Origin of the sequence: Methylocystis bryophila (assembly GCF_027925445.1) — a bacterium.
Classification (GTDB): Bacteria; Pseudomonadota; Alphaproteobacteria; order Rhizobiales; family Beijerinckiaceae; genus Methylocystis; species Methylocystis bryophila.
The window spans coordinates 2,385,578-2,404,975 of the sequence record NZ_AP027149.1; the positions used below are offsets into that span (position 1 = coordinate 2,385,578).

Below are 19,398 nucleotides of genomic sequence, written 5' to 3' on the forward strand. Positions count from 1 at the left end.
CAGGCTGACGGCTTCAGGCGTCATTGGCGAAGAGGTGGGGAAGGTGGGTCGCATACCAGCGCGCTATGTCTTGGAGGGCGGGATGGCGCAGGCCTTTCAGCAGGTAGCGTTGGACGCGCGGCATGTGAGCAAGATATTGAGGCTTGCCGTCGCGCTGATCCAAGCGCGCGAAGATGCCAAGAATTTTCGTCGCCCGCTGCGCCCCGAGAATCGCGTAGGCCCTGGCGAAGCTCGTCATCTCGAAGCTTTCGTCGAGCTGGCGGCGCTTCCTTGCGTAAGAGGCGATCAGGCGTAGCTCCAACTCGTCGGGAACGGTGACTCGCGCGTCCTGGGCGAGCGAGGCCACGTCATAGGCGGGATGGCCTAAGACGCAGTCTTGGAAATCGATCATTCCCACGCGCTGCACGCCCTCGCGCCCGGGCAGCCAGAGAAGATTGGGGGAGTGGAAGTCGCGAAGCGTCCAGGTCGTGCCGGCGGTGCAGCATTCGTTCAGCGCATGCCGCCAGAGCTTGATGAAGACAGCGCGCGCTCCCGAGGGGACGATCGTCTTGGCGGCCCGATCGACGTACCAGTCGAGAAGCAGCTCAACCTCGATCAGGAGCGCGTCGATGTCATAGGGAGGAATCCGGTAGGTTCCGCCGTCGGAGAGCGGCAGCACTGTCGGCAGCGAGCGCGAATGCAGAATCGCGAGCGCCTCGATCGCCCACTCGTACCGTTCCGGAATGGGGCCTTCCGCGTGGACGAGGCCTTCGCGTCCGAGATCCTCGACAATCGCGAGACCGGCGTCGAGGTCGCGCGCGATGATCTTCGGCGCGGAGAAGCCCTGCGCCGCGAGGCCTTCGGCGACCGCGACGAAAGCGCGGATGCTCTCGGCGAGGCGCGCGATGGCGCTGTATGACCTGCCGAAACGGATGGGCGGACCGTCTGGGCGAGCCGGCGAGATCATCAGGATCGCGCTTTCGCCGTTTGGCTTCCGCATGGTCTCGTATGACCTCGAGGAAGCGTCCCCTTGCAGGAAGGCGCGATGCGCGTCATCCCAGCCGGCTTGGCGCAGAAACTCACGCAATGATTTGAACGCTTCCAGGCGCTTCGCGAAGGCGCCGTGACCGGAGATGGTCACCATGCGCGCATTAGGCCCGATTTCGCTTGCATAGCTCAACGCCACGTCGAGGTGGTCGGCGTCCATGATTTCCTTGGAGCGCTCCGGCCATTCGACGAGCACGATCGCATCCTGCACGACGTCTTCCCAACCGAGCTCGGCGAGCTCGTGGACGGCTTCGATGCGATAAAAGTCAGCGTGCACGATCTTTCCGAAATCGCCTTCATAGACCTGCATCAAGGTGAAGCTAGGGCTCGGCGCTTCGATCGTCGGGTCCTTGGCGATCGCGCGGATGAGCGCGCGAGCGAAGGCGGTCTTGCCGACTCCGAGCTCGCCGCTCAAGGCGACGACGTCGCCGCCCCTCAGCAATGAGGCGAGGTCGGCGGCGATCGCTGCGGTCGCCGCCTCGCTGTCCGCCTCGATGCGCCATACGCTCTGCGTGGCGTCGTCGTTCATTGCGACTCGCTTCGCGTCGTCTGATCGGCTTCTCCGACGCAGCTCGCGAACACGCAACTGATCACGACGCCTTCGCCAGCGGCAAAATCGACCTGCATCCTGCCCCCGTTGGCTTCGACGATAGCCCGCGCCTCGCTAAGCGCGGCGTCGCTCTCCTGGACCGCATGGCGATGGGAGAGCTTGAAAGCGACTTCGCCCTCGCGGCGCAGCGCCGCGAAACTTATGGCTTCTCCGGCGCCGGCGCAAGCGAGCGCGCCGCGGAGCAAGGTCTCCAGCGCCCGGTTCACATCGCTCTCGTCGCAATGGATGTCTTCATCCGTGATTGTTGGAAGCACGCGCAGCTTCACGCCCCTGCTCTCGGCTTCGCCTCGCACTGCTTGGGTTGCGGCGTCAATCAGTCGTTTCGCGGAGACAAGCTCGCCCTTCGACTCCGAGGGCGCGTCGAGCGCGCGCTCCTCGCCGGGAAAGACGCATGTCACTGCCGTGCCTTCGCCCAGCGCGGAGTCGATCAGGACTTTGCCGCCATGCAGGTCCATGAAAGCCTTGACGATCGAGAGTCCGATGCCGAGGCCGCGATGGCGGGAGCCCGCGGTGTGCGACTCGAAGCGATCGAAGACGCGCTCGAGCACTTCGGGCGGAATGCCGCGTCCGCTGTCCACGACCTTGAAGATCACGTCGCCGTCCCTGCGCATCGCGGCGAGGGTAACGATCTGGCCGGGACGAGAGAAGCCGATCGCGTTCGAGAGGAGATTGAAAAGAATTTGCCGCACGCGCTTGCTGTCGCCGTGGAAGCTCCCTAGGTCGTCGGCTTCGACGATGCGCAGCTCGATCTGGTTTTCCACGAGCCGGTCCTGCACGCCCTCCACCGCGCCGCGTATCGCCGCGCGTGGATCGACGTCCTCGATCTCGAGCTCCAAGGCGTCCTCGTCGATTGTCGCGAGATCCAAAATGTCGTCGACAATAGCGAGCAGCGCGTCCGAGGATTTGCGCATGTAGCCTAAATACTCGAATTGGCGCGCGTTGAGCGGCCCGGTCGATTCCTCGCCGAGCAAATGCACGAAACCATTGATGTTGGTGAGCGGGGAGCGCAGCTCATAGCTGACATGGTGAATAAAGTCGTTACGCAGCCTCTCGGCGGCGAGCAGCGCCGTGTTGCGTTCGGTAAGAGCCCGTTCGACGTTCACGTCGGCGGAGACGTCGACAAAGGTCAGGAGGCTCGCGCCCTCCGGCAGCGGCTGCACGCTGAGATCGAGGACGAGGCCGTCGTTGCGCTCGACGCGGCGCGTGAAGCCCGCTCTCGACTCGCCAAGGCCTGTCACGACGCCGCGCAGGTCTCTCCACGTGGAGTCGCCTTTGTGCAGCAGAGCGCCGCAGTTTTCGGCGATGGCCTCGAAGCGCGGCTTTTCCGTGAGCAGGCTCGGCGCGAGCCGCCACAGCGAGGCGAAGGCCGGGTTTCCAAATCGCAGGCGACCGTCGGCGCCGAAGACCGCGACCCCCTCGCGCAAAGTGTCCAGCGTCTCCTTCTGCATTCGGTAGAGCGCGTTGAACCGCGACTGCAAATCATAGCGCTCGGTCATATCGTCATAAAGATAGGTCACGCCCCCTTGCAGACAGGGCATGATCGTGACGCAGATCGTGCGACCGTCGGGCATGTGCCAGAGGCGCTGAAGCTGCTCGGGCGAGCGATAGGCCTCGAGAAGACGAGCCTTCCAGTTGCGAAAATCGCCTTCGTCGGGAAGCCGCTGCGCAAGCCGCAGCCGATCGAGGATCTCGCCGTCCGAGGGCCGGGCGTCGAGGAAGACCGGCGAGAGGCGCCACAGCTTCTCATAGGTGGCGTTGCGGTAGATGAGCTGTTGCGAGCCGTCGAAGATCGCGACCGCGATCGGCAGCTGGTCTAGCGTGCGCGCGTGGGAGTCCTTCTGCTTTTGGAATTCTGCGCGCAGGTTCAGGATCTCTTGGCGGTCGAAGGCGATCGACGCGGCGCCTTTGAGAAAGGGAGCCTGGATCACACAAAGGCGTCGTCTTTCGCCGCCGACGACAGCCGTGATCTCGTCGCGCCAGAGAGCGCCTTTCGCGCGCGCCTCGGCGCAGGCGGCTCTCGCCGGCTCATCGAGCAGCTCGACTTGTCGTTCCACGCCGTCCTCGGCGTCTCGCGCCTCCACGGCCTGCGCATAAGCTTTGTTGACGAACACGATTCGGCCGGCGTTGTCGCGCAGCCAGACAGGAGTCGGCAACGCCTCGAGCAGGGCGAGGAGTCCCTCGCTATAAGCTTCGATTTCCGCGCAGCGTTCGCGCAGGCTATCGAGCTCGCGCCGCTCGCCGGAGACCTCGCGCAGCCGCAGCATGGCGCGTCCGCCGACCGCGCGCCCGTCGGCGTCGTATCGCCGCCCGGCGACGCCGGCGAGCGCAATGTGAAAAGCTTCTCCACGCTGGCGCAGCCGCGTGACGCCTCCGTCGAGCGCCTCGGCGGCCGCAGGCGTGAGCCAGGAGCTGAAATCGAGGATGCCCTGCGAGGGGGAGGCGTCGAGGAGCCGCTGCGGGGAGCCTTCGATCTCCGGCTCGCCGGAAGGACCATCCCAAGCGATGAAGACTTGCTGGTCGACGGAGAGAAAAAGCTCGGCGCGATCGCGTTGCGCGCGGGTCTGCTCGAGACTTGCCACAAGATGCGACTCGCGGCGCCGCCAATGCTTTCGTTCGGCAATGTATGCGAGGGCGAGAAAGACCGAAATCAGCGCCAGGCCCAAGGTGAGCGTGGCGCCGTAGAGCTCGACTCCCGGCGTAAGCTCTACGATAGCCCGGAGGTCTTGCGCCTGGGCGCGGCTCGTCCAGCCGCAGGCGGCAAGGAGGAGTGACAAGCGTCGCCCGCGCCGAGGGGAGTCGAGAAGCGCCAATCGCCCTACGATTCGCCAATCGCGTCGGCGCGCGTCTCGCTGCGAGATCATTCGGGTCCGTTCTCCGAGGTCGTTTTGAGGCACGCCTCCACGAACGCCTATGCCGCTCACGCGCGAGCGCGTCCAGAGACTGGGACGACGTCGCCGACGACGGGCTTGACGCCGGCCGCGGAGAACAAACAGCGATCCTGCGGCCCCCGCCCGAATCACCCCAATGTAAAGCGCGTTTTCAAAAAACGGAATCGTAAATCTCCAGGAGCGGCTCCGTTTCTTTGCGGACTTCGCCTTGTTGGCGCCAAGGTATGGCGCCAGCGCGTTTGGGCTTGCGTCGCCATGGCGCCAATTCACCGCGAATTGCGTTAAAGTCGACGTCATGAGCGAAAATGACGATCTCTTCGGCGCTGGCCCGCGCAAGGGCGCGGCCGCTGCCGGCAAGCCCGCGAAGTCCAGACAAGCGGACTATGACGCCCATTCGATCGAGGTTCTCGAAGGGCTCGAGCCGGTGCGCCGGCGCCCTGGCATGTATATCGGCGGGACCGATGAAGCCGCGATGCATCATCTCTTCGCCGAGGTGCTCGATAATGCGATGGACGAAGCGGTCTCGGGCCACGCCACCTTCATCGCCGTGACCGTGGAGCCGGGCGGCTGGCTCACCGTCGCGGATAATGGACGCGGCATTCCCGTCGGCATGCATCCCAAGATGAAGGACAAGACGGCGCTCGAGGTCGTGATGACCGTGCTGCACGCGGGCGGCAAGTTCGACTCCGGCGCTTACCAGACCTCCGGCGGTTTGCATGGCGTCGGCGTTTCGGTGGTCAACGCGCTCAGCGAGAAGCTCGAGGTGGATGTCGCCATCGACCAGCTTCACTATCGCCAGGAGTTTTCGCGCGGCCTTCCGCTCGGGCCGCTACAGAAGCTCGGCAAGGTCCAAAACAAGCGCGGCACCAAGGTGCGCTTCAAGCCCGACCCGCAGATTTTCGGCGCCGGCGCGCATTGGAAGCCGTCGCGATTGTTCCGCATGTCGCGCTCCAAGGCCTATCTCTTCGGCGGCGTCGAGATTCGTTGGCGCTGCGCGCCCGAGCTCATCGAGCCGGGCTCGAACATTCCCGCTGAGGCGGTGCTGCGCTTCCCCGGGGGCCTCAAGGATTATCTGGCGCGCGAGATCGAGGGCAAGGAGCTCGTCACCGAGCAGGCCTTCGCCGGCAAGGTCGAGCGCGAAGGCGGTCACGGCTCGATCGAATGGGCGGCGGCCTGGCTCGTCAATGAGGACGGCTTCGTCAATTCCTATTGCAACACGATCCCGACCCCCGATGGCGGCACGCATGAAGCGGGCTTCCGTCTCGCCCTGCTGCGAGGCTTGAAGGATCACGCAGAGCGCGTGAACCAGTCGCGTCGCGCCAAGGATCTGACGGGCGAGGATGTGATGGGGCAGGCGGCGGCGATGATCTCCGTCTTCATCCGCGAGCCGGAGTTCCAAGGCCAGAACAAGAGCCGGCTGATGAGCGCCGAGGCGCAGCGCGTGGTGGAGAGCGCGGTGCGCGACGCCTTCGACCATTGGCTCGCCGCGGCGCCGCGGCAGGCCGACGCGCTGCTCGAGTTCGCGATCACGCGCGCGGAGGAGCGGCTGAGGCGCAGGGCCGAGAAGGACGTGGCGAGAAAGAGCGCCACGCGCAAGCTGCGCCTGCCCGGTAAGCTCGTCGATTGCTCGAACACGACGTCGGTCGGCTCGGAACTCTTCATCGTCGAGGGCGATTCCGCCGGCGGCTCCGCGAAGGAGGGACGCGACCGCGTCAACCAGGCGATTCTGCCGCTGCGCGGCAAGATCCTCAACGTCGCTTCCGCAACGAGGGACAAGCTCGCGGCCAATCAGCAGCTACAAGATTTGACGCAGGCGCTGGGTTGTGGCGTCGGCTCGCATTTTCGCGAGGAGGATCTGCGCTACGAGAAGGTCATTGTGATGACCGACGCCGACGTCGATGGCGCGCATATCGCCTCGCTGCTCATCACCTTCTTCTATCGGCAGATGCCGAAGCTCATTGAGAAGGGCCATCTCTATCTCGCCGTGCCGCCGCTCTATAAGCTTACGCAAGGCGCGAAGACCGTCTACGCCCGCGACGACGCGCATATGGAAGAGCTGATCAAGAAGGAGCTGACCGGCAAGGGCAAGGTCGAGGTCTCGCGCTTCAAGGGCTTGGGCGAGATGATGGCCAAGCAGCTGAAAGAGACGACGATGGACCCCAAGAAGCGCACGCTGCTGCGAGTCATGATCGCCGGCGAGGAGAGGGAAGAGACGGCCGATTGCGTCGAACGGCTCATGGGCAATAAGCCCGAGGCGCGCTTCGCCTTCATTCAGGAGCACGCGGCCTTTTCGGCGGAGCTGCTGGATGTGTGAGGCGGTTTCCTGCTGACTCACTCGTGTCGCGCGTTCCCTACCCCGCAAGGGGCTACGGCATGCGCACATCTCCAAGCTCTCCAACGCCGTCATGGCCGGGCTTGTCCCGGCCATCCACGTCGGCCCGCTGCGGTATTCTGGGAATCGCCAGAAATTCTCAACCTTTCAGGCTTCGCCCGGAACCGCTTAATTGGCGAAGCCGCAATGCCCGAAATAGCCATCGAGTCTCGAAGGATGGCCACGTGTTCGCAGAAATCTCGCCGAAAACCTCGATGTCACGGCGTGGATGGCCGGGACAAGCCCGGCCATGACGAGCCCTGGAGATGTCTGACTCCCTTAGCCCGTAAGGGCTGAGGGAATACGCGTTAGGAAACGACCAACCGCAATTCGCATGAGCGGCAGGATGGGCGCAGGGGTCTGAGCGGATTGTCGGGAGCGTCGTAGCGGGCTGGCGTTGCGAGGATAAACGATTATGCGAAGCTCGGAATTGCCGGAGCTACGAGGCGGATTTCGAAATCTTCGCGTTTGGCCCGCGCCGCAGCAATTCTCCTTCGCGGCGCACAGGGTTCCGTAAGAGGCAGTTCCGCGAATCCGCGCCGCCCTGCCTTTCGGACTCGCGTAGGCGGCATTCTGAGGTCGCGGTAGCTGACGCCGCATTTGCAATACCAGCGGACGCGGACCCGAATGGTGTCGGTCGGGGAACGGCGGTTTTTGAAGCCGGACATGGCGGGCACCCCCGCGAAGTGATGCCAGTTTCACCGCCGGCCACGATCAATGCAACAGGGCCGCTCAGGCACGAGGGTCAAAATCAAGAGGCGTTTGCCCATTGCTGTCCAATATTAATTCGTCTATTTCAACTGCGGAATCATCAAGTATCCTAACCTCTTCGCGAGAAAGAGACAATATGAATTGTTGTGTCGCCATACGGCGTGATCTAACCCATTCCTGAGTTTTGTGACTACGTGTTTCATAGCAATATACTGTAACCGTTTTCATCGTGATGCTCCGTTTATATGGAATATTTCGTCAAGTTTGCGACGTTGCTCAAGAGAAAGAGCATTTTCACTTGAAATACCTGTGGTCGCTTTGATTGTGCTGGCATCTCCAGTCGTGGACTGTGGTGGAGCATTCGAGACGCTGATCAAAAATGCCAAACCACAAAAGCCGATCATGGCAAGGGCTATTTGAGCAGGCACACTGCCCCTGCTCGCATGGATTAATAATGCCAAAAGCCCGCCGACGGCTAAACCCGTGGCAAGCGCGGGAGTAGTGCTCGATCGATTGGAGTAAGACAGTCCCGAACCCGGTAGACTAATGGTCTGTCGAGTCCCCTTCTTGCCGATGTTCAAATGCAGACCTTGCTTACCTATCGAAACACTGCTTATTCCACGCCCCGTAATGTTAAGCCGTATGCCTGGCGCGAGTTTCGCGGACCTTCGATATCTGAACCCCATCAGGCATCCCTCCCAGACTTTTTGATCGACCAGCCTTTGGACGGCGTTCATTCGCCAACCGAGTATTAGAATGCGATTTTGGCCAATTCGCGCCCTTGAATCCATCGGCAACGGCCTAGAGAGTTTGCGTAAATCAAGATTTCTGAGGCAGCCAAAAGCCTTTGATTCCGAAAGCCTTTGTGACACAAAACTCAGGCGCGAAAGGCGCGTTCCAAATCGATCCTGCGCACCATCATCGCGCGGCGCGGATCGAAAGGGAGGTCTTGAAATCCCCAGCGGGCATAGAAAGCGCGCAGGCTGTCGTCGATGGGATGCGCGATGACGCTGACGCTTCCGACAATGAGGCGTGCACGCATATTCCTATTTGTGTTTGTGGTATAAAAGCGCATGCCCATCACGCTGACACTTACACCTGAGCAAGAGGCTTGGCTGCAAGCCCAGGTTGCGGCGGGAGACTTCGCCACGGTTGAGGAGGCGGCTCGCCGGCTCATCGACGACCGCATCGCCCAAATCGCCTCAGGGGACGAACACGATGATCTCGAGTGGGCGAAGCCGCTTCTCGATGAGGCGCGTGCGTCGATCGCCCGAGGGGACATTCTCACGCTCGAAGAGCATCGGGCTCGGAATGCGGTCCGTCGCGCCTCGCGCGGGAGATGAGGGCGCGGGTCGTCATCTCGCCTGAAGCGGACGCCGATTCCGCTGCCATTCTCCATGATCTTGCCGTCAAGGCAGGCGCAGAAATCGCCGACCGCTGTGAGGCGGCGTTCGATTCCGTTTACGAGCGCTTGGCTGAGTTTCCCGCGAGCGGGGCGCCACGTCCTCGTCTCGGAGAGCGTGTGCGGATTTGCCTCGTTTCGCCGTGCCTCGTTTTCTAGGAACTTGCGGCGGAAGGAACAGTCGTGATGATTCTGCGGATTGCTCACGGGCGGCGGCGGATCAGCCGCGATTTCCTCCGGTCGCCGACAGCCTGACCTCTTTGCTCGGCGGCGCCGTCGATGACCTCGTCCGTGAGGCCCCGGGCTTGGCGGAAAATGCCGATCAGCAATTTAGGCTGCCGCCCTTTCCCCATTGACCCCCCAGCCTCCCGCGCCTATCCCATTCGCGCCAGCCGGCCGGATGGCCGCCGCGCTTCCCGCGCGGAGGAAAGTCCGGGCTCCACGGAGACACGGCGCCGGATAACGTCCGGCGGGGGCGACCCCAGGGAAAGCGCCACAGAAAGCAAACCGCCGCGCGTCTCGCGCGGTAAGGGTGAAAGGGTGCGGTAAGAGCGCACCGCTCTCACGGCAACGCGAGAGGCATGGCAAGCCCCGCCGGGAGCAAGACCGAATAGGGGCGACCGAAGGCCTAAAAAACCTTCAACCCGTCTCCGGGCTGTCGCCCGGGTTGGTTGCTCGAGACGGCCGGCAACGGTCGTCCTAGAGGAATGGCCATCACGCGGGCGCAGGCGACTGCGTCCGCCATACAGAACCCGGCTTATAGGCCGGCTGGCGTTCAGCTCCCGAGCTTGCCCCGGCTTCTCGCATCGGCAGAGACGGGGCGCTTTGGCGTGACCTTGCGACCTGGCGGCCGTCCGCGGCTTCGTCCGTGCTTCGTCATAAATGTTAACAAAGCATTCACCATGTAGGTTCGCCGTTTACTGACTGATAACCACAACAGATGCTTTCAGTTTACGATAAAAATTCACCGTATATATTCACCATATCTCTCGAGTGCGCCGCAAAAGGGTAAAAACTCTCCTTTTCGCCCGAGAACGCGCTCTGGCTTTCTGAAATCGATCACGCCTTCGGCGATCCGGTGTTAGGCCGGAGCGCGGCGTGATCCAACGGTGGGCCTCTGCGTCCGCCTGAAACGGCGTCCTTCATGTTTTCGCGCACCTCCCTCCTCGTCCTCTTCGCAGCCCTCGTCGCCAGTGCGGCCCAGGCCGAGCCCATGGTCGTCGCCGGGCTTTACGACGATCAGCAGAGGTCGCGGGCGGTCGAAGCAGACCCCGTCGTCGAGCCCGTCGCTGAGGCCTCTCCGGACCTTGGGGGCGGCTTTCTCGAAATGCTGTTCACTGGCGGGGATGGCCAAGCCGAGCCCGGCCCGCTGCGGCGCAGCGGGCCCTCCGGCGCACAATACGCCTCCGCCGATCCGGGCGCGCTCGAAGCGCAGACCGAAGTCGACCCCGCCTTTCGGCGCGCCGAGGTCGATTATTCCGGCGCGGCGCCGGGCATGATCGTTATCGATACGGGCGAGCGATATCTTTATCTCGTGCAGCGCGGCGGCCGCGCGATCCGCTATGGGATCGGCGTCGGGCGGCCGGGCTTCGAATGGTCCGGGGTGAAGGCGATCAGCCGCAAGGCGGCGTGGCCCGATTGGACGCCGCCGGCTCAGATGCTCAAGCGCCGCCCGGACCTGCCGCGCTTCATGCGCGGCGGCCCCGATAATCCGCTCGGGGCGCGGGCGCTTTATCTCGGTTCGTCGCTCTATCGCATCCATGGCACGAACGAGCCCGATACGATCGGTCAGAACGTCTCCTCTGGCTGCATTCGGATGATGAACGAAGACGTCGAGGATCTCTACAACCGCGTTCACGTCGGCACGCGCGTCGTCGTACGGTAGGAGAGAGATCCACCGTCGCAATGCGCGGTTGCTTTCGGGACTGCTTCGGGCGATACGATGTCTGGATCTTTACTCCCCTATTGCAGAGGGTTTGCGCCGTGCCGAGCCTCGTCCGCTTCCTGACCATTCTCGCCGTGCTCGGCGCGATCGCCTATGGGATCATGCTCGCGCTCGTCTCCTTTGTGACGCCCGAGCCGCGGGAGATGACGCAGACGATCTCCCCGACGAAGCTCAATAAATAGAGACGCGCATGCGGGCTCCCACGAAAGCGGAGCGCCAGCTCGATTGCTTCCTCGAGATGCTTGCCGCCGAGCGCGGCGCCGCGCGCAACACCAGCGACGCCTATCGGCGGGATCTCTCCGACTATATCGCGCATCTGGCGCGCTCGGGGGCTGAGCCCGCGACAGCCACGCTCGAACATTTGCGCGACTATCTCGGCGCGTTGCAGCATCGCGGCATGTCGGCGGCGACGCAGGCGCGCCGCCTCTCGGCCCTGCGCCAGTTCCACAAATTCCTTTTCGTCGATCGTCATCGGAGTGACGATCCCGCAGCTTCCCTCGAGGGGCCACGCCGCGCAAAAAGCGCTCCCGGCGTGCTGAGCGCCGCCGAGATCGAGCGCCTGCTGGCCGCAGCCCGCCAGGGAGGAGATAGCCCGGACAGCTCCCCGGCCGAGAGGCTAAAGACTTTGCGGCTCTTGGCCCTGCTCGAAACGCTCTACGCGACGGGTTTGCGCGTCAGCGAGCTGCTGTCTTTGCCAAAGCTCGTGGCGCGCGCGCGCGACCCCTTCGTCTCGGTGAAGGGCAAGGGAGGTCGGGAAAGGCTCGCGCCGCTGGGCGCGCCGGCGAAGCAAGCGCTGGGCGATTACCGCGCGGCGCTAGAGGCGCTGCGTCCGGCGCTCGCCGCCTCGCCTTATCTTTTTCCGGCCGAAGCGGAGGAGGGGCATCTCACGCGCCAGGCTTTCGCGCGTGAGCTCAAGGCGCTAGCGGGGGCGGCCGGCCTTCCCGCCGCGGCCGTTCATCCGCATGCCTTGCGGCACGCCTTCGCAAGCCACATGCTGCAGAACGGCGCCGATCTGCGCGTCGTGCAGGAGCTGCTCGGCCACGCCGACATCGCGACGACGCAGATCTACACGCATGTGCTCGACGAGCGGAAGAAGGCGATGGTGCGTGATCTTCACCCGCTTGCCGACGAAAGCCAGTCCTGAAAGTCAGACGCGCGAGGGCGCAGCAGGGTCGACGCGCGCCGCGGAGGTTCTATCCTCCTTGAAACGGCCCGTAACCTCCTCTTGCGGCTTTGCGAAGAAAGGGAGAGTGGGCGGGCCTGGAGTCGACATGAGCCAAAGCCAAGATAGAGAAGCAGGAGGCGAGGCGAAAGGCCACGCCCTCTTCGTGCGCGTCACGCATTGGATCAACGCCCTTGCTGTCTTCATCATGATCGGCAGCGGCTGGCGCATCTATGACGCTTCGCCGCTCTTCAATTTCCGCTTTCCTCCCGATCTGACGATCGGCGGATGGCTCGCAGGCGCGCTGGCCTGGCATTTCGCGGCGATGTGGCTGCTCGTCGCCAATGGCGTCGCCTATCTCGCCTATGGCTTCGTCTCAGGGCGCTTTTGGCGAGGTCTGCCGCGCATTCCGCCTTCTTCTGCCTATCGCGATCCGCGTCCGAGCTGGGCGACGCTGACCCGGCATGAGATCGGCGCTTACAATCCAGTTCAGCGTGTCCTTTATACGGGCGTGGTGGCGCTGCTGATTTTGCTGGTCGCGAGTGGCGTCGCAGTTTGGAAGCCGGTGCAGTTCCAGCATCTGGCGGCTCTCTTCGGGGGTTACGAAGGCGCCCGTCACGCGCATTTTTACGCCATGGCGGCGCTTTGCGCTTTTATCGCGCTGCATGTGACCCTCGCTTTCTTTGCAGACGGGGTCTTGCGCTCGATGATCACGGGGCGCCCGCCGACCGCGGCGGCTTCGGGAGAGTGACGTCGATGCGCCGGCAGGAACAACGCGCGCGACCGCGCTTGTCACAGTTTCAATCGCAACTCGAGCGGATCGAGCGGCGTCTGTTCTTGAAGCAGGGCCTCTCGCTCGGCGCCTTGACCTTGCTGTCGGCGTGCAATCTCAAGGACGACGACGCCGTGGATCGCCTGCTCTGGTCGATCTCGCGTTGGAACGATCGCGTGCAGGAAGCGCTCTTCGATCCCAAGCGATTGGCGCCGACCTACACAGAGGCCGAGATCACGCGTCCGTTTCCCTTCAACGCCTATTATGAGGAGGCGCTCGCGCCTGTCATCGACGGCGAGTCTTATTGGCTCACTCTTTCCGGTCGCATCAAGGACAAGCAGCCTTGGAGCCTGAGAGACTTGCGGGCTTTGCCGCAGTCGAGCCAGATCACGCAATTCGTCTGTGTCGAGGGCTGGAGCGCGATCGGAAAATGGGAAGGCGTTCCCCTCCGTCTCTTTCTCGAGCGCGTCGGCGCAGATGTTTCGGCGCGCTACGTCGGCTTTCACTGCGCGGACAAATACTCCACGAGCATCGACATGGCGACGGCGTTGCACCCTCAAACGCTTATCGTGCTCGATTTTCCTGCGGCGCCCGGAGGAACCAAATACGGCTATCCGGTGAGACTGCGCATCCCGACGAAGCTTGGCTTCAAAAATCCCAAGTTCATCACCGAGATTTTCGTCAGCAACGATTATCCGGGCGGCTATTGGGAGAATCTCGGATACAACTGGTTCAGCGGCTCCTAGCGCATGCCATAGGCGCGGCTTGTCCGCTCAGATTTCCTTTTGGAAGAAGGCGGCGATGCGATCGATCGTCGATTCGTCCATCAGCAGGGGCGCATGGGCTTGTCCCTCGACAATATGCTCTTCCATGGCGGGGGCTGCGCTCTTCATTCGTTCGAGGATTTCGGAGGTGAGGATGTCGGAATTGGCGCCGCGCAGCGTCAACACGGGAACTTTCGCGAGGGCTTTGAACTCCATCCAATAGTCGAGAGGCTCCATATCAGGCCCAACCTGATCAAGCGTGTGCGAAATCGCCGGGTCGTAGCGCAGGACGACTCCCTGCTCTGTCTGCTTGAAGCTTCGCCGCGCATAGCGGTCCCATTGTTCGGGAGCGACGCCTGCAAATCCGCTCCCGGCGGTGAAGCGGGTAAGGCCGATGGCGTCATTGATTGACGCGAGCGGCGGGAGCATTCCGACATAGCCTTTGAGGCGGATGAGGCCGGAAAGATTGATCTCGGGGCCGATGTCGTTCAGGACCGCGGCGCGGATGAGGCCTGGATGACGATGGGCGAGCCGCATCGCATGTATGCCGCCCCGCGAGGTGCCGACGAACAAGGCGGTCGACACATTCTCGTTCTCCAGGACGCGCAAGATGTCGTCCTCCTCGATGTCGAGATCGTAATGCGTCCAGTCGTCGTCCCATTGCGAGTCGCCGCGACCGCGATAGTCGAGCGCAAGAACCCATAGGCCCCCGGCGCTGAGCTTGGCGGCCAGAGCCTCGAAATCCTCGGCGGGACGGGTCAGGCCAGGGAGGCAGATAACGGGCAGGCTCGCGCCCGACGCAGGAAAGTCCAGGTAGTGAAGGCGAAGTCCGTCATGGGCCTCGATGTAACGATGGGAAGGGCTTTTTGAGATCGCCTGCATGCCAGCCAGCCCTCGTTTCCCCTCCGGCGGCGCCGTTCAGAGCGCATTTATCGCAAAATGAGGGTATCGTAAAACGCCTGTGGAGGCCGGCGAGAGGCCGCGTGATTTCGCGCGATGTCTCGACTTGCCGCCGGCGCCGGCTATCTTTTCTTAACGCAGCGCGGCGAGCCGACTGGACGGCCGAGCGCGGATTTGGGGGCAAAACTTCTTGCGTCAAGCCGCGACGATCCTCTGCTTTGATACGCGTGGGCAAGGATTTTATCCGATCACGCCGGCGCTCGAGCGTTTCGTCGAAGAGCAGGGGATCCAGACGGGCCTGCTCACCATCTTCTGCCGCCACACTTCCGCATCCCTGCTGATCCAGGAAAACGCTGACCCCTCTGTGTTGCGCGACTTGCAGAAGTTTCTCGAACGTCTCGCGCCCGAAGGCCGCGCGCTCTACGAGCACGACAGCGAAGGCTTAGACGACATGCCGGCGCATTTGCGCGCAGCGCTGACGCAGACTCAGCTTGCCTTGCCGGTGATCGACGGCGCCTTGGCGATCGGAACTTGGCAAGGCGTTTTTCTGATCGAGCATCGCCGCCGTCCGCACCGCCGCGAGGCGGCGCTGCATCTCATCGGCGAGTAGCCGACCTCTGCCCCATTACGAGACGCGCGCCCAGGCCGGAGAGTAACGGACCGGCAAGCCTAATCAACGATAACTATGCCCCGACCGCTCGCGTCGCCTCATTCCCGCTGCGGAGAGAAGCGACGCTTCGAAAAATGGCGTCCAAGTCGGGTATCGCGCATGCGTCATAAATCGAGTGCGAGTTGGGCCGTTGGCGTTGTCGCGCCCTGGTGTCTCGGCGTCGGCCTTCTCGTTTCCTTTACGGCCTCCGCCGGGCAGGATCCTGTGTCCGCTTCGCGGCAAGCGCCGTTGACGGCGCGTATCGAGGCTTCCGTCGAGGGCGCGTCTCTCGCCTCGGCGCTTTTTGGCGAGCTGAACAGATGGCGCGCCGACGCCCCCATCCAGCTCGCGCGCCTTGACGCGGGCGGGCCCTACGATCTTCACACGGCGCCCGACGAACGCGAGCCGCGCGCGGAGTTGAAGCCCAACGCCGCGAATCTTCCCGAAGTCGACCGTTCGCATAAGAGCGATCCGCTCGTCTCGCAGCTTCGTCCGAGCTACGAAACCCGCCGGAACGGACCGGCAAAGAACGCCCAAGTTAACCCGCAGCGACAAAACCCAGGCAGCGAGGAGCCGCAAGTCACGACTCAGCACACCGCCTCGGCGGCGCTCCCCGATCAGTCGGGCTCCACGGCGACGCCCGCAGCGGCTGCTGCGTCCATGGAGGCCGTGAAGGAGCGCGCGCTTCACGGCGCGAGCCCGGCGACGCCGCGCGCCGTGGCGCTGGGCTCGTCGACTCCGGCGCAGCCCGATGCCGTGCCTATCGAAGTGGCGTCCTTCCCCCGCGTCACGCTTGGCCCCATGGCGACCCTGGCGCCGGGCCAGCCCGCGCGACCTGATTATGCCTCGCTGATCGATCCCGAGAAGATGAGCAGCGAGAAGCGTTGTCTCGCCGAGGCTGTCTATTTCGAAGCGCGCAGCGAGCCGGTCGAGGGGCAGGCGGCTGTGGCGCAAGTCGTGCTGAATCGGGTGTCGAGCGGACTGTACCCCCCGAGCATTTGCGGCGTGGTCTATCAAGGCCGGCGCCACTACATGGGGTGCCAGTTCTCCTTCGCCTGCGAAGGAAAGTCGTTGCGCATCACCGAGCCCGAATCCTGGTCGACCGCCGTGCGGGTCGCCGACGAGGTGCTGGCGGGGCAAACCTATCTCTCGCAGGTCGGCCGCTCGACGCATTATCACGCCGACTATGTGCGGCCCTATTGGGCGCACACGCTTCTCCGGATGGAGAAAATCGGGCATCACGTATTTTACAAGATCAAAGGCCGACCGGAGCTGACGCGCAGCGAATTCTAAGTCGCGCCGCGTTCGAGCGGATCGGCTCACCGCAAAAAGACAATCGACTACAAAAATCAACTCGGGCCTAGTCGCGCTTCGCGCGAAAGCCTGTCGCGAGCACATAGAGCTCCGCGGAATCGGGGCGGCTCGCGGCGGGCTTCAAATGACGCACTGTCGCGAAATCGCGCTTTAGTCGCGCGAGCAGTTCCCCTTCGGTCCCGCCTTGCAGCACTTTGGCGACGAAGAAGCCGCCGGGCTTGAGAATTTCCGCGGCGAAGTCGGCGGCGAGCTCGGCCAGCGCGACGATTCGCAGATGATCGGTCGCCCTATGGCCGGTCGCGTTGGCCGCCATGTCGGATATGACGCCGTCGGCGCCGCCGTTTAGCTTCGCCTTGATGAAATCGGGCGCGTCGGGGTCATTGAAGTCCTTGACCGAGAAGTCGACGCCGGGGACGGGGACCATCTCGAGCAGATCGACCGCGACGATCTGGCCCTTGCCCTCCGCGGCCTTGACCCGGCTGGCGGCGACTTGCGACCAGCCGCCTGGGGCTGCGCCGAGATCGACGATGCGCTGCCCCGGCTTGAACAGGCGGCAGCGCTCGTCCATCTCCATGAGCTTATAGGCCGCGCGCGAGCGGTAGCCCTCGCGTTTGGCGCGCGCCACGTAAGGGTCGTTGAGCTGCCGCTCGAGCCACAGGGTCGACGCGTGCGAGCGTTTCCGCGCCGTTCGAACGAATGTCTTGAGCGTGCGCGCGCCAGAGCCGCCGCCGTCCTCCTTGCTCAAGTCAACGCCTCCTCGCGCGGCGCAAACACGCCCTCCGCGTTCGCCGACATCACGAGATGACGCGTGTGCAGGGGCTTGAGCGTCGAGCGGTGGCCGATCGAGACCAGCGTGGTTCTCGGGAGACGCTCCCGCAGCATGTGGTAGATTTCATCCTCGAGCTTCTCGTCGAGCGCCGAGGTGGCCTCGTCCAGGAAGAGCCAGTCGGGCTTCGCCAGCAGCGCTCGCGCGATGGCGACGCGCTGCTGTTCCCCGCCCGAAAGCCGCTGTCCCCAATTGGTCTCTTCATCCAGCCGGTCGACGAAGGGCTCAAGCCTCGCCGCGACGAGGGCGGCCCGCATGTCGCGGCGGTCGTAGACTTTCGGCTCCCGCGGATAGGCGACGGCGGCGGCGAGCTTCCCCATCGGCAGATAAGGGCGCTGCGGAAGAAGCATGACCGACGCTTCGCGCGGAATCTCGATCCAGCCGTCGCGATGGGGCCATATGCCGGCGATGGCGCGGAATAGAGTCGATTTGCCTGAGCCCGAAGGGCCAGAGAGCAGGGTCGACACATGCGGCTCGAATGAGAGGCCCCGCGCGTCGACGATGGGTTCGCCGTCCGGCAGACGCAGCATCGCGTCGAGCGAAACGCGAGGGTCGGCGCCCGCGCGGCGCTCGCCCGCCCGCTGCAGCTCGACCTCCGCACGGCCTGCGGCCGCATCGAAGGATTCGAGTCGTAGCAGCACGGCGTGGAACTCGGCGAGAGAGGAATAGTAAGTGACAAAGAAGTTGAGCGCGTCGTCGACGACGCTGAAAGCGTCGGCCGTCTGGCGGATCACGCCGATCTTGATTTTTCCGGCGAGCACGAAGGGCGCCGTGAGCACGAAGGGGAAGATGGGCGACCACTGCCCATAGATGCTCGTGAACCAGAGGATCTTCTTTTGGCGGTCGACGATCGCAAGAAAATTCTGATAGATCGCCGAGAAGGCGCCGCGTAGCCCGGCGCTTTCTGTCTTCTCGCCCGACAATAAGGCGACCTGCTCGCCATATTCGCGCAGGCGCGCGAGGCCGAAGCGGAAATTCGCCTCGCGGCGCTGGCGTTCGAAGTTCAGCTTCGCCAGCGGCCGGCCGATGAGATGGGTCACGACCGTGCCGGCGGCGACATAGACGAGCGCGATCCAGAACAAGAGCCCCGGAATGGCGAGCTTGCCGTCGAAGAAGGTGAGCTGGCTCGAAATCTGCCATAGCACGATCGAATAAGAGACGAGCGAGCTCAGCGAGGAAATGAGCCGCATCGCGAAGGAGAAGATGCCGAGCCCCCCGTCGCCGCCGTCGATGAAAAAGTTCACGTCCTCGGCGATACGCTGGTCGGGGTTGTCGGCGAGGCCGCCCTCCAGCGTCATCACGTAATGCCGATGACCGCCAAGCCAGCGGTCGACAAAATGCTGCGTGAGCCAGCGGCGCCAGCGGATGACGAGATAGGAGCGCACCACATAATTCGTCACCGCGATGGCCACGTGAAAGAAGGCCCAGGGAATGAAGCCATAGAGCAGCTTCTCCCAGAAGACGGGTGCGTTGAGGTCTTGCAAGGCGCTGTAATAGTCGCGGCGAATGTAGCTGAGCCGCAGCGATATGCCCACGAGCACCTGTAGGAAGAGCACGAGCGTGACGATCATCGTCACCGCCATCGTCGCTTCGCGCGCCTGGAAGGCGGGCAGGGGCCAGATACGGAAGGCGTCGCGCGCGTCGCTGTCGAAATAAAGGTCGGTCAAGCGCATGATGCGTTTGACGATGGGGATGTGATCGGCGCCCCAGGCGAGGATCGAGAAGACGCCCACGGTGATTGCAAGCGTCGGCGGCGGCGCGGCGTCCGCATAGGCTTTCGGCCAATAGCCCAGAACGTCGACGAGGACGGCGAGACCGAAAAGGATCGTCTCGACCGAGAACAGGCCTACGAGGATTTTCAGAAAGCTCGAGATCCTCCGCGCGCGCCAGGTCGTGTAGGCGCAGGCCGCCGCTGTCGCTGCGAGCAGAAAGATTTCCGCATCCCCCGCCGTCGCTGCCGCCACGAGGGCGGCAAAGGCAAAGGCTGCGAGCCCGTAAGCTAAGATGTGCATTGGCGTTCCTTCGTCGCCGCGGCTCTGGTCGACTGCGGCCTTGCAT

17 protein-coding genes and 1 other RNA gene are annotated in these 19,398 nt (G+C 63.6%); 11 read left to right on the top strand and 7 right to left on the bottom strand.

The window, feature by feature from the left end:
• Positions 1 to 13: 13 nt before the first annotated feature.
• Both tsaE and QMG80_RS11170 read right to left on the bottom strand, forming a co-directional pair.
• Positions 14 to 1,555 (bottom strand): tRNA (adenosine(37)-N6)-threonylcarbamoyltransferase complex ATPase subunit type 1 TsaE, encoded by a 1,542-nt coding sequence (gene tsaE, locus QMG80_RS11165; RefSeq protein ID WP_085772895.1) that lies wholly within the window; start codon positions 1,553 to 1,555, stop codon positions 14 to 16.
• Positions 1,552 to 4,410, bottom strand: coding sequence for an ATP-binding protein (locus QMG80_RS11170; RefSeq protein WP_342586554.1), 2,859 nt, complete (start codon positions 4,408 to 4,410; stop codon positions 1,552 to 1,554). The genes tsaE and QMG80_RS11170 overlap by 4 nt, the downstream gene beginning before the upstream one ends.
• A gap of 409 nt (positions 4,411 to 4,819) precedes the next feature.
• On the opposite strand from QMG80_RS11170, the gene parE reads away from it, so the two are divergent.
• Entirely contained in the window at positions 4,820 to 6,838 is a 2,019-nt protein-coding gene (gene parE / locus QMG80_RS11175) for a DNA topoisomerase IV subunit B (protein ID WP_085772896.1), read from the top strand.
• 992 nt (positions 6,839 to 7,830) lie between these two features.
• Here the strand turns inward: parE and QMG80_RS11180 are convergent.
• Together QMG80_RS11180 and QMG80_RS11185 are read right to left on the bottom strand one after the other, a co-directional pair.
• On the bottom strand, positions 7,831 to 8,397 hold the full coding sequence (locus QMG80_RS11180; protein ID WP_342586581.1) for a DUF4236 domain-containing protein: 567 nt from the start codon (positions 8,395 to 8,397) through the stop codon (positions 7,831 to 7,833).
• 86 nt (positions 8,398 to 8,483) lie between these two features.
• Positions 8,484 to 8,648: a hypothetical protein gene (locus QMG80_RS11185; RefSeq protein WP_199768989.1), complete on the bottom strand. Its 165-nt coding sequence runs from the start codon at positions 8,646 to 8,648 to the stop codon at positions 8,484 to 8,486.
• A gap of 31 nt (positions 8,649 to 8,679) precedes the next feature.
• Between QMG80_RS11185 and QMG80_RS11190 the strand changes: the two genes are divergently transcribed.
• The 8 genes from QMG80_RS11190 to QMG80_RS11220 all read left to right on the top strand — a co-directional run bounded on the left by QMG80_RS11190 (position 8,680) and on the right by QMG80_RS11220 (position 13,633).
• A complete protein-coding gene (locus QMG80_RS11190; RefSeq protein ID WP_245299976.1) occupies positions 8,680 to 8,949 on the top strand; it encodes a hypothetical protein in 270 nt (89 codons plus the stop codon).
• Positions 8,946 to 9,167, top strand: coding sequence for a type II toxin-antitoxin system RelE/ParE family toxin (locus QMG80_RS21720; RefSeq protein WP_085772897.1), 222 nt, complete (start codon positions 8,946 to 8,948; stop codon positions 9,165 to 9,167). Before QMG80_RS11190 ends, QMG80_RS21720 begins: the two co-directional genes overlap by 4 nt.
• Before the next feature lie 229 nt (positions 9,168 to 9,396).
• Positions 9,397 to 9,784, top strand: an RNA gene (gene rnpB, locus QMG80_RS11195) — RNase P RNA component class A.
• Positions 9,785 to 10,152: 368 nt separating this feature from the next.
• Complete coding sequence (locus tag QMG80_RS11200; RefSeq protein ID WP_085772898.1) at positions 10,153 to 10,893, top strand: L,D-transpeptidase; 741 nt, start codon at positions 10,153 to 10,155, stop codon at positions 10,891 to 10,893.
• A 98-nt stretch (positions 10,894 to 10,991) separates the two neighbouring features.
• Entirely contained in the window at positions 10,992 to 11,135 is a 144-nt protein-coding gene (locus QMG80_RS11205) for an oxidoreductase (RefSeq protein ID WP_085773831.1), read from the top strand.
• A gap of 8 nt (positions 11,136 to 11,143) precedes the next feature.
• Positions 11,144 to 12,097, top strand: coding sequence for a tyrosine recombinase (locus tag QMG80_RS11210; RefSeq protein ID WP_085772899.1), 954 nt, complete (start codon positions 11,144 to 11,146; stop codon positions 12,095 to 12,097).
• 127 nt (positions 12,098 to 12,224) lie between these two features.
• On the top strand, positions 12,225 to 12,866 hold the full coding sequence (locus QMG80_RS11215; protein ID WP_085772900.1) for a cytochrome b/b6 domain-containing protein: 642 nt from the start codon (positions 12,225 to 12,227) through the stop codon (positions 12,864 to 12,866).
• A 5-nt stretch (positions 12,867 to 12,871) separates the two neighbouring features.
• Positions 12,872 to 13,633, top strand: coding sequence for a molybdopterin-dependent oxidoreductase (locus QMG80_RS11220; RefSeq protein ID WP_085772901.1), 762 nt, complete (start codon positions 12,872 to 12,874; stop codon positions 13,631 to 13,633).
• Positions 13,634 to 13,660: 27 nt separating this feature from the next.
• Here the strand turns inward: QMG80_RS11220 and QMG80_RS11225 are convergent, their stop codons facing one another.
• The gene (locus tag QMG80_RS11225) at positions 13,661 to 14,533 is read right to left on the bottom strand and encodes an alpha/beta fold hydrolase (protein ID WP_085772902.1); all 873 of its coding nucleotides are present in this window, start codon (positions 14,531 to 14,533) and stop codon (positions 13,661 to 13,663) included.
• A 208-nt stretch (positions 14,534 to 14,741) separates the two neighbouring features.
• On the opposite strand from QMG80_RS11225, the gene QMG80_RS11230 reads away from it, so the two are divergent.
• Together QMG80_RS11230 and QMG80_RS11235 are read left to right on the top strand one after the other, a co-directional pair.
• Positions 14,742 to 15,161: a secondary thiamine-phosphate synthase enzyme YjbQ gene (locus QMG80_RS11230; protein WP_085772903.1), complete on the top strand. Its 420-nt coding sequence runs from the start codon at positions 14,742 to 14,744 to the stop codon at positions 15,159 to 15,161.
• 159 nt (positions 15,162 to 15,320) lie between these two features.
• The gene (locus tag QMG80_RS11235; protein ID WP_085772904.1) at positions 15,321 to 16,493 is read left to right on the top strand and encodes a cell wall hydrolase; all 1,173 of its coding nucleotides are present in this window, start codon (positions 15,321 to 15,323) and stop codon (positions 16,491 to 16,493) included.
• Positions 16,494 to 16,560: 67 nt separating this feature from the next.
• Here QMG80_RS11235 and QMG80_RS11240 read toward each other — a convergent pair whose 3' ends face one another.
• Positions 16,561 to 17,259: an RlmE family RNA methyltransferase gene (locus QMG80_RS11240; protein ID WP_085772905.1), complete on the bottom strand. Its 699-nt coding sequence runs from the start codon at positions 17,257 to 17,259 to the stop codon at positions 16,561 to 16,563.
• Positions 17,256 to 19,352, bottom strand: a complete 2,097-nt coding sequence (locus tag QMG80_RS11245) for an ABC transporter ATP-binding protein/permease (protein ID WP_085772906.1) — start codon at positions 19,350 to 19,352, stop codon at positions 17,256 to 17,258. The genes QMG80_RS11240 and QMG80_RS11245 overlap by 4 nt, the downstream gene beginning before the upstream one ends.
• Between the last annotated feature and the right edge of the window lie 46 nt (positions 19,353 to 19,398).